General features: G+C 35.3%; 12 protein-coding genes. 4 read left to right on the top strand and 8 right to left on the bottom strand.

Features of this window, described 5'->3' with window-relative positions; translation table 11 throughout:
* Positions 1–5: 5 nt before the first annotated feature.
* Complete coding sequence (locus AC056_RS13635; protein ID WP_077163911.1) at positions 6–1565, bottom strand: phospholipase D family protein; 1560 nt, start codon at positions 1563–1565, stop codon at positions 6–8.
* Positions 1566–2000: 435 nt separating this feature from the next.
* Here AC056_RS13635 and AC056_RS13630 point away from each other — a divergent pair, with 435 nt between their 5' ends.
* The gene (locus AC056_RS13630; protein WP_077163910.1) at positions 2001–2468 is read left to right on the top strand and encodes a hypothetical protein; all 468 of its coding nucleotides are present in this window, start codon (positions 2001–2003) and stop codon (positions 2466–2468) included.
* 113 nt (positions 2469–2581) lie between these two features.
* Here the strand turns inward: AC056_RS13630 and AC056_RS13625 are convergent, their stop codons facing one another.
* A complete protein-coding gene (locus tag AC056_RS13625) occupies positions 2582–3742 on the bottom strand; it encodes a catalase family protein (RefSeq protein WP_077163909.1) in 1161 nt (386 codons plus the stop codon).
* A 183-nt stretch (positions 3743–3925) separates the two neighbouring features.
* On the opposite strand from AC056_RS13625, the gene AC056_RS13620 reads away from it, so the two are divergent.
* Together AC056_RS13620 and AC056_RS13615 are read left to right on the top strand one after the other, a co-directional pair.
* Positions 3926–5797 (top strand): phage capsid protein, encoded by a 1872-nt coding sequence (locus tag AC056_RS13620; RefSeq protein WP_213033498.1) that lies wholly within the window; start codon positions 3926–3928, stop codon positions 5795–5797.
* 227 nt (positions 5798–6024) lie between these two features.
* On the top strand, positions 6025–7134 hold the full coding sequence (locus AC056_RS13615) for an S-(hydroxymethyl)glutathione dehydrogenase/class III alcohol dehydrogenase (protein ID WP_077163908.1): 1110 nt from the start codon (positions 6025–6027) through the stop codon (positions 7132–7134).
* 57 nt (positions 7135–7191) lie between these two features.
* Here the strand turns inward: AC056_RS13615 and AC056_RS13610 are convergent, their stop codons facing one another.
* The 6 genes from AC056_RS13610 to AC056_RS13585 form a co-directional block, all read right to left on the bottom strand.
* Positions 7192–8163, bottom strand: coding sequence for a DUF4882 family protein (locus tag AC056_RS13610; protein ID WP_077163907.1), 972 nt, complete (start codon positions 8161–8163; stop codon positions 7192–7194).
* A 113-nt stretch (positions 8164–8276) separates the two neighbouring features.
* Positions 8277–9287, bottom strand: a complete 1011-nt coding sequence (locus AC056_RS13605) for a fimbrial protein (protein WP_077163906.1) — start codon at positions 9285–9287, stop codon at positions 8277–8279.
* A complete protein-coding gene (locus AC056_RS13600) occupies positions 9284–11842 on the bottom strand; it encodes a fimbria/pilus outer membrane usher protein (protein WP_077163905.1) in 2559 nt (852 codons plus the stop codon). Before AC056_RS13600 ends, AC056_RS13605 begins: the two co-directional genes overlap by 4 nt.
* A 59-nt stretch (positions 11843–11901) precedes the next feature.
* Positions 11902–12636 carry a molecular chaperone gene (locus tag AC056_RS13595; protein WP_004701631.1) on the bottom strand — a complete coding sequence of 245 codons (735 nt, stop codon included), beginning with the start codon at positions 12634–12636 and terminating at the stop codon, positions 11902–11904.
* Between the two features lie 85 nt (positions 12637–12721).
* Positions 12722–13255 carry a fimbrial protein gene (locus AC056_RS13590; protein ID WP_077163904.1) on the bottom strand — a complete coding sequence of 178 codons (534 nt, stop codon included), beginning with the start codon at positions 13253–13255 and terminating at the stop codon, positions 12722–12724.
* A gap of 452 nt (positions 13256–13707) precedes the next feature.
* A complete protein-coding gene (locus tag AC056_RS13585; RefSeq protein WP_039255589.1) occupies positions 13708–13998 on the bottom strand; it encodes a hypothetical protein in 291 nt (96 codons plus the stop codon).
* A 674-nt stretch (positions 13999–14672) separates the two neighbouring features.
* On the opposite strand from AC056_RS13585, the gene AC056_RS13580 reads away from it, so the two are divergent.
* Entirely contained in the window at positions 14673–15047 is a 375-nt protein-coding gene (locus AC056_RS13580; RefSeq protein ID WP_039255667.1) for a hypothetical protein, read from the top strand.
* The last annotated feature ends 257 nt before the right edge of the window (positions 15048–15304 follow it).

Genomic DNA, 15304 nt, shown 5'->3' with positions numbered 1-15304 from the left:
AAAAATTACATCATCCATTCAATAGGCAAGTAAGAAACAGCTTTAATCATTGTTCGTTGAAAACGGCTAGTTCCCGGGTCTTTATTATATTCAATCACTTGCCCATTCGACTGGTAATCGAGCCAGACAATTTGTCCTTCGCTATTTAATTTTAGTTGATAGGCCACTTGAGTTAAGTGTTGATCTAACATAACGGAAATTTGGGTTTGTAACTGGTTAGACTCAATCACTAAGCCAACTTCGGTATTTAAATAGGTAGAGCGGGGGTCAAAGTTAAAAGAACCAATAAATACTTTGCCGTCTACATCAAAAAATTTAGCATGCAAACTGGATTTATTTTTACCTTTTGCTGGTATAACGCTACCCGTTACAATTTCGTACCAAGTTCTACGCCGCCGTTCTAGCACAGGTTTAAACTCATAAAGCTCAACACCATTTTTAAGCATTTCTACGCGGTATTGACTATAAAAAGCATGTACGATCGCAACATCATTTGCGGCAAAAGAGTTGGTTAAAGCGCGAACTTTGATTCCTTCAAATCGTAGTTGTTTTAAATAATATGTACCTTGTTGGGTGGGTACAAAATAAGCCGAAGCTAATTCTAAGTGTTGCTTAGGTTTACCAATAATAGACATGACTTGCCCATATAGCATTTCATGTTCAGTTGCTGTACCTAAAATCTTCTTGGGTGAGTCTGCCACAAAGTGTGCTTTAGACCACTGAATAGGATTATGCTCTAAAAGCTCTTTTAAATAACTCTGGGCATCATAAAGCTTATCTTCTGTGAGGCTTTGGCCTTCATGATGTAATTGTTCATAATGCTCTCTTAGAGCTTTTAAATGATGCTCAGCACAAGTTCCAATAATATCAGTTGCATTTACACTTAAGGTACTTTCCCAAAAATCAGTAAATACAGCTTGGGCATGTCTTACAGCATCTCCATAGAACAAAATATCCATATCAGTAAATTGAAACTTACTGCTTGCTTCAAAGTATTCACTACTAATATTTCTACCGCCTGTTACTGCAATCGTGGCATCCGCAATAATAAGTTTATTATGCATGCGGTGATTCACTTTTTTGAAGCGAAAAATATAATCAAATATTCTTAAGTATCTAAATTTATAAGGATTAAAGAGTCTGATTTCAAAGTTAGAGTGCTGTAAAAGACTTCTTAATATGCCATCAAGCTTTATACCGTTTTGATCATCAATTAACAGTCGAACTTTTATTCCTCGATCTGCAGCTTTGAGTAACTCATGCAGAATCAAGTTACCTACAAAATCATTAGTCCAAATATAATATTGTAGATCTATGCTTTCCTTGGCATTTCTAATGACATATATACGAGAGGCGATACTCATAAATGCATCATCGAGGGCTACAAAGGCGGTAAGACCCTGACGCGTTTTTTCTTCTGCTGCATCATCATTCAACCAACTACTTGTCTTTATCACTATATCTTTCTCATTAGGATCGTATCTATCTGTATAAGAAGGTAAATCAGTAAAACCCCAAGCACTTAAGGCCATAGTACTATATTGCTGGTATAGCTGATTGATCATGTAAGCATTTAATTTGCATCCAAGTTAGACTTATCTGAGCATTCTTATATTCAATTTATATGTCAAAAATCACAATAACTGTATGATTTTGTTGTACTCTAAAATAACATAAAATTAAAATTTATATAAAACAGTATTTTAAATGATATTTTTGAAACATGATAAGAGGCCTATTCAATGAACATTTTGACAATGCGAGCTACATTTTTACTGCAAGAAATTATTTCGATAATTTATGAGTTTTATCGATAAAATAGAGTCGCAATTCTCATTATTTTTATAAGTTGCGCTTTAATAAATAATCAAGCTGCACAAATTCACATTACTTACAATTAGTTCAATAACAACTACATTAAAACACATGTTTTGTATCATACTTCTTTAAAAGGCTGAGTAAGCAACCGACCAAGAAGGAAGGTAAAAAGGAGATAGGACATGCCCCAATATTTGATGATTGCTGAAAAGGTTTATAAACGATTTAAAGATCAAGATCTTTTTTCAAATATTCCCACCGAACAACTAAACAACTTAATAGCAGTGATTCGTAAAGAAATTAAAGACACCAAATTTAAGCTTAAATATAACTTCATTGATTTTGAAGAGTGTCTAACCAAACCACTAGATCAGTGCGCCGTTAAAATTGATATTAGTTTGATGCCTAGTTATAAAAATAAAGGTGAGTATATTTTATGGCTAGCAGGATTTATTGAAAGAATCACTACTGGTGGAGAAACTAGACTTACGTCTATTTCAAAGTTAATTCCCCCAGATTTTAAGTTTAATAGTGAGTTTGACCACTATAAAAATTCTTCAGAAACTGCACAGACAAATGATGATGGTGAACTGATCATTAAGTACTTTAAATCGGAAGATTTTAAAAAAATGGTAAAAGAAAGAAAATAATTTAAAGAATATAGAAGTGTTACCACCACACTTCTATGTATCGCTGTTAAAATTCAGCAACCGCCTTCTGGGGCGGTTTTTTTATTCAAAATTTTTTAAGTTGAGCTAATTTTTCACGGTTCTTGACGTAGAGCAGAATTCATCTCATGTCTAGTTCTACTTATATCTTCGTAAATAATTTTACGCATTCTGTTTATTCCACCTAAAGGCTTATGCTCAGATAAAGCATGCCACGGCGTAAAAGAGAGATTTTCACAAAATTGATTTTGCTCAGGTGTATCAAAGCTCTGTTTTGGTATATGAAGAGTCGCAACTTGGTAAAAGGGTGCTTCCGTTTCTTTCCACTCAGTCATTGCATCTTCAACTTGCATTTTATTTGAAGTTCTTGGCTGTATTAAAAATTCCATACAAACATCTTGCTTATGCAAAGTATCTTTTAAAGCATCTCTTAAAAAATTATGGCTTGGATGATCAGGGAAAGCTGGGGACACCGCCGAGCAATTTCTTACTGAATATTTAACAGCTTGACGGTCATTACCTAATCCTAATTGATAGGGCACCATAGACCAGTAACGTGCATAGAGTGGATTGGAAATTTTAGAATTACGAGCTCCTAAAGCATTGATTGTTCCTTTTAAACCTAGGGCAAAAGGAATGTGGAGTTTATTAAAGAACCCCTTATTGTTCACATCATGAATAAATGAAAGATATCTTTGACCGTCATTTACAAAAAAGACTGGATGATTGATCATGATAAAATCTTGAGTTGTCGCTTCCTTTTCACTCTCTAAAATTTTGTCACCCGGTACACCTAAGACTTTTATAGCCATGCCGCGGGCATCTTTTTCAATATCTGCTTGAGAAGCATCGTTAGATGCATTTGAAAAGCGAATCCATGCCTGATAGCTTTTATCGGGAACAAATACACCTTTTGCAAGTTGAGTTGGAATATTTTTAAGTACATGAAACTCGGCACGAACACAGCCATGTGCTTTAGGATGTGCATCTCTTAACGCTTTGCCGGGTGAGTATTCTTTTCGGATAGATTCTTCAATAACTGTGGATATTTGCTGAGCCACTAACTTTTCATTTGGTTGCAGCTTTTCACCCAAGTATGTATCTGGCTCAGGATAAGAGTTTGCAATACTTGAAGAAATAACTGTAGGCTTATTATTTTTATGAAATGCTGTATCACTGCAACCACTTAATAATGATAAAGCTGGAGTCAAAAGTAACACTATTCTAAAGTGTCCTAACCGAGAAGGATTTGGCATTCATTGCTCCTTATTGTAAAGTCCACTTTAGAACTAAAATAATGTGTTAGGTTCATATTATTTTAATAATGATAATAATTATCTACTCTTCGTAGATTAAACTCAATTGTTACTTATCCAAACAATATAAATAAAATAATTATTTAATATAAGACTTCTTAAAGCCATTAAGAGCATTATGACATGATAAATAACTCACAAAATGTACAAAATAATTCTACGGTTTCTCCTCAACTCATTACTCAAAATATACTTATTGACAGGTTCAGTCCAAGCTATTGGACAATAGATGGCCCACAAAGTATGTCTTTTGCTATTACCAATTATGGCAATGGTTTTGAGGCAACTTTCCGCTCACGTATGACGACAGACTTAGCAGGTATTAGTTGGAACTCGTATGACACTAAAGATCATAAACTTCTAGCTTATGAAGCTAAGTATAGCTATTCAGGTGTGATATGGGACTTTGACATAGAACTGTCATCCTCTATGCCTGTTTTAAATAATGAGTCATTAACCCCAACTTTAACCGTTTACTATAACGACAATGGGGTAGATAAAATCGCGTATATTGTTTTGTTCAACTACGCCAATAATCCATCTTCAAGATCTGCTCATATTCATATTAATTGGGATACAGTTAAAGCAGGTTTCTCGGCTACAGACAGCTTTCCAGTTACCAATATTCAGCGAATTTCATTTTCAGCGTTTACGAGTAGCTATAACGCCCACTCATCTTTGCCCTTGAGTCAGTCAGAAGATGGTTATATTCGTATTACCAATTCAGTCGTTACTGGTACAAATGCACAGTTAAATCTAAGCCGAGTGATCGTACCTCAGCATAATTATGGCTTATGTACTAGCTATGACGACCATTACGATCTGAATCCACAGCGAATTGTCGATAACATGGCTGCTTTGGGATATCACGGTTTTATTAACCATTACTGCGGTATGTCACATTATCCTGAAATGATCTGGAGAAGTGATATTAATAGATTCCAGATTCCAGACACACTCGTTACAGGACAAGATGTCGTTAACCCATGTACCCGTAAATGGCATGAGAAATATGCCCAAGCTCTGCATAATGCAAATATGCAACCCGTTTTTGGGGTAAGTTTTGAAATGTACTCGTTAGGAGCAAATGAGTTTTGGGCACAGCGCGACTGGAATAGTAATTTGGGTAAAACAGGCTACCAGCCACCAAGTTATTTCTTTAGTTTATGTGATCAAAATGCTTTGGCATACTTACATAAAGTTTTTATTGAGTTCGCAGATACCTTGGTGACGGGCGGGTGTGATGTCAACATGCAAATTGGTGAGCCTTGGTGGTGGTACAACACGGATACGAACTTACCATGTGTCTATGACTATCCAACTAAGTTAGCTTTTAATGCAGATACAGGTTTATATGCGCCGGATTTGGGAACAATTTATGATGCAATGAATAAGACCGGAACTCCATACGATGAGTTTAAGTCATGGTTACGAAATAAATTAGGACAAACATGCCAAGATATTCGAACAGCGATTAAAGCAAAATATTCAAATGCTCAAGTGTGTCCATTAATCTTTTTCCCATCTATTCGTTCTCCAATACAAACCTTAGCAACTTATATCAACTATCCAAGTGAGCACTATTCTTATCCAAATTTTGATTACATCATGACGGAAGCCTATGATTGGCTTTTAGAAGCGAAACTAGATTTAGCTCATCAGGCTGTTTCACAAATACCAACTCAAGATTTAGGCTACCCTGTAAATAAAGTGGCTTATTTATCAGGATTTGTACCAGATGCATCTATTGCTTATATCTACGGGTTCGATAAAAACAAACCATATCGTACACCGATCTGGCAACGGATTTTTGGAGATATGCAAAACAACTTATCGCTTGGTCTGATGAAGCAGTTTATCTGGGCGTATCCACAAGTGATGTTTGACTCGATTACAATTGATACTACTCAAGCTCCAAATGGCTTTTTTGTTGAAAATACGCTATATACACCTATTAGTGATAACACACCATATCCACCAGATATTTACCTATAAGTAAAAATAAACTACTTAATATATAAATAATTTAATAAGAAGCCTCTTAACATAAGAGGCTTCTTGTTTTTGAAAAACATGCTTGCCTAGACGTACTTGACTGGCTATGCTGTGATGGATTGTCATGAAAGCCAATTTAATTTAAGCAAAATTAAGCTCTTGTATTACCAATATATAATCTATTTTGCTCGACTATAAATACCGAATGATTTAAAGGAAACCCAAAGATGAAATCTCGTGCAGCTGTCGCCTTTGCCCCAGGAAAACCTTTAGAAATTGTTGAAGTTGATGTTGCACCACCGCAAGCAGGTGAAGTTCTCATAAAAATTACTCATACAGGGGTATGTCATACCGATGCTTTTACACTATCTGGTGATGATCCTGAGGGTGTTTTCCCTGCGATTTTAGGTCATGAAGGCGCAGGTGTCGTAGTTGAAGTGGGTGAGGGCGTAACAAGCGTTCAGCCGGGTGATCATGTTATTCCGCTTTATACTGCAGAATGTAAAGAATGCTTATTCTGTAAATCTGGAAAAACAAACCTATGTGTGGCTGTACGTGCTACACAAGGTAAAGGTGTAATGCCAGATGGAACCACACGTTTTTCATATAATGGTGAGCCGATTTACCACTACATGGGTTGTTCAACTTTTAGTGAATATACGGTAGTTGCTGAAGTATCTTTAGCTAAGATCAATCCTGAGGCGAATCACGAGCAAGTTTGTTTACTTGGATGCGGCGTGACGACTGGTATTGGCGCCGTGCATAACACAGCAAAAGTACAAGAAGGTGACTCGGTTGCGGTATTTGGCTTAGGTGGTATTGGCCTAGCTGTTGTACAAGGTGCACGTCAGGCAAAAGCAGGACGTATTATTGTAATTGACACAAACTCAGATAAATTTGAACTTGCTAAACAGTTTGGTGCTACAGATTTCTTAAACCCAAAAGATTACGATAAGCCTATTCAGCAAGTGATTGTAGAAATGACAGGCTGGGGGGTTGACCACTCATTTGAATGTATTGGTAACGTCAATGTTATGCGCTCAGCTTTAGAGTGCGCACATCGTGGTTGGGGACAATCCGTTATTATTGGTGTTGCTGGTGCAGGCCAAGAAATTTCGACACGCCCATTCCAGTTAGTGACAGGCCGTAAATGGTTAGGTACTGCTTTTGGTGGTGTGAAAGGCCGTACACAACTTCCTAAAATGGTCGAAGATGCTATGAAAGGTGAGATTCAACTTGAGCCTTTTGTAACGCACACTATGCCTTTACAAGACATTAATACAGCTTTTGATTTAATGCATGAAGGTAAATCAATTCGTACTGTTATTCATTTTTAAATGAAATAAAAAAAGGGCTGTGATTCAGCCCTTTTTTACCACTTATAATTTTATATCTTAGATGGCATTACCACACATGTCAGTTGTACCCTGAGGGTAGTTGAACTGTAGCGCATTACGGTCAGTAATGAGTTCACTAGACAACTCTTGTCCAAATAACTGATTAGAATATATTGATAAACCACTTACTACATTAAAACTTATATTTTCAAGTGGAGCAGGTAAAGTAGATTTATAACCTTGATCAACACCATTTACAATAAAACCGACCTGCCCACTATTCTGGTTAATATATATTCCTAATCGTTGGTATTCCTGTGTATTATTTGTCATGTTCTGGCTTTTGTAGTAGGAATGATCAGGCCCACTATTATCGCTAAGACGATAATTTACAGAATAAATTAACATAGGAGGGTTTTCACCAAAATCTGGATCATAACTTCCCATATCAAACCCATAGCTTGATCTAACTGTATAACCATTATTTGTCACGCCCGTAAAATAAATACTAGACATATACGTATTGTTTTCAAATCCTGAATTAACAAGTTTTATTGTTGGTATTTTAAGTTCTATTTCTAATGCAATAATACCAGTATGAGGAAGTTTGAAATCTCCAATGTCATTAGACGAATTAAGACTAGCTTTACTTCTAGCTAGATAATCTATGTAGCCGTACTCACTTTCTGGCCTAGGTTCTACTTTAAGACTAAATTTTTGGCCTGCTATCGATGGGAATATCTTCAGAGGAACATATCCTGGATTTTCATTACTCCATAGATCGAAATCTGCTTGAGTCGCGTCAAAATTGTATTTGCAGACTGGAGCAGAAGAGTTAAGGGAGGTAGTTTGAGCTAAGACGGTTTGAGACGCTAATTTTTCATTCTTTGTAGTTGATGAAATGCTTTTAGATGATACTTTTTGGCTAGCCTGATTAGGCGTTACTGTATTGGTATTATCAGAAGATACCTCATACATTGCCCAACATAATGTAATTGCACTAACAGCAACTATACCTATTTTTTTCATAAATATTCCTATCGAGTTAAGTGTTAAATTTTTAGAAAGTAGAGTTAAAGTAAAATTTATTATTAATATTTATGATTTTAAATTTTATTCAGCTTAATAACGATTCAATATGATTAATCATATTGAATCGTTACAGTAGCCATTGCACGAACTTTACCAGCAGTCACATTTGTTGCTGTTTGATAGTAGCGGGCTGTCATCGGTACATTATATTGAAGTGTCTGATTAGAAGACACTGTACCTAAGGCTAATTTGTCACCTTTTTTGATGACTTGATTCTTATTTTGATAGTTCCACAGTAATTGTACACCGACACCATTTGCTTTTTCAGAAACAGCAGCTGTATTTGCCAATACCTGATTGTTTGTACCGTCTTGTGTAAAGTCGTAACTTAAACTAATGACATTTTTCTCTTCATAACCAGTAGGGTTGATGCCACCATTACATAGAATGTTCATATCAAAGGTTTGCTCGCCTTGAGTTGAACCAACACCTTTGAAACCAGCCTTCATAACAGTAGGAAGCTGCACAACCTTGTTAATGTTACCTTGGATTTCACATGAAGATGAAGCAATTGTAATTGCATTGGCATTTACAGTACTTGTTAAAAAAGGTTTATCTGGATAACCACGGATATAGTAACTACTATATCTGCCTGGTACTAAGGTTCCTGAACCTGTTTGTGAAGCAATTTTAATAATTTCCACCACAAAATACCCAGATGCTAAATAACGATTACCTGAGATTCCACCACGTTGATAAGGATAATAGCCTGAGAAATTCGTATTATTTTCAGCTTCACGGTACAAACGAATACCAATGCCAGGAATATTAGTGGTATAGATGCTATTGCCTAAAGAGCTTAAAGGATAAGCTTGGGTTAATTCCGCAACTGCTACATCTCGACTATCACAGTTATTCGCTTGTGTATCAGTACGACTAATAGGAAAAGTCGCTTTTCTTAATATTGCACCAATTGGATCACTAGGGCGAACTACAACACGTCCTACAGCCATAAGTACATCATTTGGTTGATAACCAGTTATGTAGCATGAAGCATTAGCCTCACCATAAATCCCAAGACCAGCAGTAAATAAAGCACCAGTTAATAATATTTTTTTCATTTGCAGACAGCCTCAGTCATTACTACACTTTGTTGCTTGTTTTGCAACTGATTACTAATGTTGTACTCAACAGAACAACGCTCATTACTTTCATCACCCCATTTTACATAGAGGTGATCTTGAGCTTGTGGGGTACGCAAGTAAATCATACTACCTTGTGCAACAATACCTACAGCTTCGTCTTTTTGGTTAAAGACTTGTGCAGCAAACGGTAGACTGTTGCCATCTACAGTTTTACTAGTAATATAAACTGCATAGCCTGTTTTGGTTGCAAAGTCGACTTTAGCAATTGCACCAGCAAAAGGAGCAATACGTTGACTTGTTTCTTCAAGTTCTACTTCACTCGACATTTCTTGTGGGTCAAGGGTAATGTCATTAAGGCGATAAGGCGTAACATAAGGAACTACAGCATAACCCTGTTTATTTACGCTTAAACCAACAGCATTGTTGACTTTTGCTCCAGCAGCTTCTGGTGCATGCACAAGTACCATCGTTTGACCTTGTTCAGGTCCAAATAAAATACCTTCTGAGTGTGCAACCACACTACCAGTTAAGCTAACCATTGCTTGTTGGTAAGAATCAGCCACACTATAAGATCCACCAACAGTTGTATAGTTAGTACGATAACGTCCATTTACGTTAAATGATGGGTTTGTATAGTCTTGATGCGACATTGAAGCACCATAACTAAAGCGATCACCCACCATACCACTTGCACCCACTGTACGACTATCTTCAGACGCAGTAATGTTGACATTGACTGAATTCTTTTTAAAGTTCATTGGGAAAGATAGTGTCATCAAGTACTGAGTATCACGCGATTGAGTGTTTGAACCATATTCAACTTGACGGTTAATCGCAGATAAGCCATAAGTTAAACCATGGTAATTATTGCTATAACCAACTTGATATTGTTTAGTCGTTTCACTACGGTTCCAATAATCCACCCATGAACCTACCATGTAGAAGTTACCCCAACCTTCAGGAAGACCTTGGTTTAAAGTAATTTGGAATTCACTACGTTGGCGACCAGCAGCGTAAGTATTGATCCCTTTGTCTTCTAAATCACGAATAAGCAGGGCATCACGTAATTTATAGAAGTTTTCTGTTGAGTAGCGATAAGCTGCAAGTGTTAAATTTGTATTGGTTGGAGAAATTAACTTGCTATAACTTAAACGGAAACTTTGACCTGATTGTGAAGCTTGTTTTTCAAAGTCCGCTTCAGAGTGGGTAACATCAAATGCAACAGCACCAATAGGAGTTGCAAAAGCAGCACCTAACAATAAGGCTGTATAATTTTCAGAAGCTTGAATTCCAGTATAACCAGTTAAGTAGTTGTTAATACCTTGTTGATATTTACCTTGAACTACCCAAGGATTAAGATCAATATCACGATCACGGAATTGACCGACTGTTAATGAATAACGGTTCATGCCAGGACGTAACATCTGTACAACAGATGCATAAGGCACAGCAAATTTTTGTATTTCACCGTTTGCTTCAATAACAGTAACTTCAATCTCCCCACCAAAACCAGTAGGGTATAAGTCGTTAATTTCAAAGTTACCCGGTGCTACTGTTGTTTGATAAATTAGTTGACCTTGTTGGCGAACTTCAACTTTTGCGTTGGTTTTCGCATTACCACGAATACGTGGAGCATACCCCAACATACTGTTCGGTAGCATTCGGTCATCACTTGAAAAATCGATACCACGATAACCATAAGAGTCAAATACTTCGCCGTTGGTAAAGCTATCACCAAGTGTTAAAACACCGCGATATTTAGGGAATGCTCGCTGTAAATAAGTACTGATTTCTTCGTAACTTGATTTAGACTGATTTTCAGCAGGAGTGTCTTGCCATTGCCACTGACCATTATGACGTAATTGCCAGCCAGCTAAATTTAATCCGGCTGTAATCCCCATAAATGCATTTGACGTTTCACTTCTATCGTTAGAATTAGTAAACGTTTTATAAGCACTACCATTATAAGATAAAAAGCCTGCATTAATGCCGCGATCCCATACACTTGGGTCAACATAACCTTGAGCATTTTTTTGTAATGCGACTTGTGGAATTGAAATATCTACACGTAAGCGAGAGTTATCAAACTCATAAAATGCGTTTTCTACCCATTCTTCTATTTTGTAACACGTATTATTTTCTTTTTGAAGAGGAGCATGCTTAGATAAAATCTCTTGCTTTACGCCGTACTCAAGAAGATTCATTCCTGTAAAGCAAGTCACTGCATTTTGTTGCGGATCTACAGCTTTAAACACCATACGACGTTTACCAAACCATTGACCGTTTACATATACGTCAACGTTATATTCGCCTGGTAAAACAGGATTACCGTATTTGAAACGAGAAATATCAACTTTTTTTGCATCGCCAATTAAGAAAGCAGAATCAAACTCAGCTTCGACAGGAGCACTCGCAGCTGTTTCTTCAGCGTGCACGAATACAGGCATTGTCATTGTAACAACGCCAGAAGCCAAGTAATAACAAATATGGCGTTTTAATAATTTATAAGATTCTTGCCGTTTTTTTGGCATAGCTAAGTCCGCCTACTCACATAATAGGTGCTTAAAATTTATTAAAAATATAAAACTGATTATTGAAGTTTTATTGTGTGTTCGACTCGACCACCGTAGTCATTCACATTAATAAAACTCATATCCTGAACATTGCCATTCTTAAGCTGAACGGATGCATCAGAAAAAGGCTTAACCATTAGCCCTTCAGGTAATAAATCAACTTTTTTATCACCAACTTTCTGAAAAATAGAAGTCATTGTGATATGAAAAGGTGTTGGATTTTTTACCGTTAAGTTTTGACCAGATTTAACCCATTGAAGCTTATCTGCTGCTAAGTTCGCGTCATCTTTAATCGAAGCTGGACGATAGAAGAATTTAATACGTGAGCGAATAGCTAATTGCAGAAAATTATCAGGTGTCGTATCTGCACCCTTGGAAGTTGGTCTTGGTGGAATATCCAAAACGTTCAACCATAAAACTGTTTCTTGCTTCTGATTTAACTGAGAAGCAGTAGGTAGGGCAGTAATACGAAAAGTCTGACTTTTGGTTGCTTCAACACGAGAAATTGGAGGAGCAATCATAAAAGGAACTTTTGATTGATCCGGAGTACTTTTTGGGTCGCCTTCATCAATCCAAGCTTGAACAAGAGCTGGTTTTGAACCGTTATTGCTAACTTGTAGCGTCACTTCACGAGCATCTGATGGATAAATTACACGAGTGCCATGAATTACAATTTCTGCATGAGAGGCAGGTGCGGCTAGCGCTGAAGCAAATGCCAAACCTAACAAAAAATTATAACTGTTCAATTTCATTTCTGGATTCTCAGCCAAGGAAGTTCGGGAAAGCGTACACAAAATAGGGCTTCTATAAAAATATAGAAACCCTATTGTCTATCAATTATTGATAGATAATTGTGTATTGAACAGAAGTGTTCACTTTACCAGCAGTAGAAGCGCCAGTTGCATAGTATTCAGCGTAGTAGTTAAGATCTGCACTACCAGCTGCAGCAACGTCAACCCATTGAGAGTTCGCTTGAGCACCATTTGCGCCAGCAGCAAGAACTGGAATTACTTGGTTGTTGTTACCTAAAAGTTGAACATTAACGTTTTTAGCACCAGTAGCGTCTTGGTTAAGTAAACGACCAGTATTAAAGTCAACAGTTGCACCTGGTTCGAAATAAGTTGCAACTTTACCTTCTGAACAGTTAGCTAACTTGATTTGGAAAGGAGTACGACCAGCAACATTTCCAGCAGCAGCTAAAGTTTGTTTAGAAACGGTTGGAAGAGTAACTGTGAAGTTTTTACCAGCAGGTGTAACGATGTCACAAGTTTTGTCCGTTACTAAACCATTAATTGTAATTGTACCATCAGCCGCTTGAGCGTTCGCAATCCCTACAACTGAAAGAGCAGCGATCAAAGCAAGTTTTTTCATAGTGTTTTCTCAAAAAGTCTGGATAAAAGTTTAATCTCTTACTTTTCCAGAGGTTGGCATCTTGAAAAGTAATGCGGCGATACTAACATTTTTTCAACAAAATGCAAACCTCATCACACTATTTTTAAATAATAAGAAATAAACTGCTGTTTTGGGCTAAACTCAAGTATAGTTTCATCGATCTAATCAATTGTTTTAAAAGAAGAATTTTAAATTAATTAATTTATAAGAAAAATTACATAAGAGAAGTATCAGAAAGAATAGATATTTGAAAAAAAATCAATAAAACAATTATATACGATAATTTATCTCTTTGCCCAACAAAGTGTGAGAAATTAATCATTTTTTAAGATAAAAGATGAATCGTTTATTATTTTGATCAAATGATAAACGATTCACCCTAATTTTTATGTTAGCACTTCATCTAGAGTAACGAGTCTGGACTAATCATTTTAGTGATAATTTAGAACTACTACTTTTTTATTAGCGGTTATTGTTTCAATACTCGTATCCATTTTGTCAGTATGACGTGCCAAGTTGAATACATTGTCTTTATTTAAATATTGAGTATCGATAGTCGTATTCAGCGTATTGATTTGAGCACATGCTTTTTCAACATTTACTGTAGAACAAGTGTCTTCAACAATATTTCCTTTAATCATTATTGTGTTATTTGCATAACAAAATAGTGGGGAAGTGGAAATTACCGCCATAACAATAAGTTTAAATATATTATTTTTCATTTTATACATACCTATTTATTAAATAGTTAATATAAGAGATACAATAATTTTTATTTAAAAACAATATAAAAATTCATTTTAATAAAAAATAAATAAATCATATGTGACCTATATCTCAATAATTATTTTATTTATATAAATAGTTAATACTTTATAATTAATTTAATAAAAATGATAATAAAATCACACTTTTGTAATAATAATGAATCGCAGTACATATAAATTTAAATTACTGATAATAAATACTTTAATTGCATTATTCTTAATTTTTATAAAACAAAATGCCAGATAGTAATAATTTAACAATTAATATTATTTAATATAACAATATACGGTTGCTATAATTTAACTATATAATTATAATTTAAAGTCCTAGTTTTTTTGATAATCATACAAATTAAAATAAAAGACTTTAATTAATCAAAATAACATTGAATAAATTTTAAACAATAACTAAAGCTATTTAGAATTATTAAATAAATTGTCATTGTATCGTGTTAAGCTGCAATGCACCCTAAAGTCATACAACTTGATTCTTAAATAAGCACATTAAGTGAAATTAAGACAAGGTTAGTGCAATCAGATTCATAAAAAGAAAGATTTTTCAATTGTCAATAAAATTTTTATTTAATTGTGTTATAATAAAAGTCTATATACTTTACAAGAACTTATAGATGAAACGCATACTAATTAGCTTGATTGGTCTATCATTATTTAACTTGGCTCAAGCGCAGGATTATCCAAGTTATGAGGATGAAAAGAAATATCTGCAAATGTTAGAAAAAGTTTATCCACGGTTATCAGTGATTGTACATGGAAAACTGATACTAAATAGTGTAGAAAACGATATAAAAAGTCTCTCAGAAAAAGACAAAAAACCTGTTTGTGATATGGCAAATGCAGCTATAACTGTTGATAAGATAGTTATGAATACACCAGTTCATGAATATTATTTTGAATCAACAAACTATCTGCAAAATTTCATTACAACTGATTCAGCAAAAATTCTTAAAGCAGAATTACAATTAACAGGATATAACTGTGTTTAAATTTAAATTTAAATTTAAGTTTCAATTTTAATTGAAAGCATTGCATGATTAGATTCCCATCTAGTCATGCAATATATTTGACATGGTTACTTTAGTCAAAGGCATTGTTGTAAGCTAACTTGAAGCAACGGAAGCAACGGAAGCAACGGAAGCAACGGAAGCAACGGAAGCAACGGAAGCAAGCGTATAATGAGAAGGACTTTTAAAATCAAAGATCTAAGTGCAAATTATATAACAGTTCGCATAATGTGATGTCC

It is taken from the genome of Acinetobacter genomosp. 33YU, assembly GCF_001990725.1.
Classification (GTDB): domain Bacteria; phylum Pseudomonadota; class Gammaproteobacteria; order Pseudomonadales; family Moraxellaceae; genus Acinetobacter; species Acinetobacter seifertii.
Note: the sequence above shows the minus strand (reverse complement) of the source record. Positions and strands in the feature narration are given on the sequence as shown.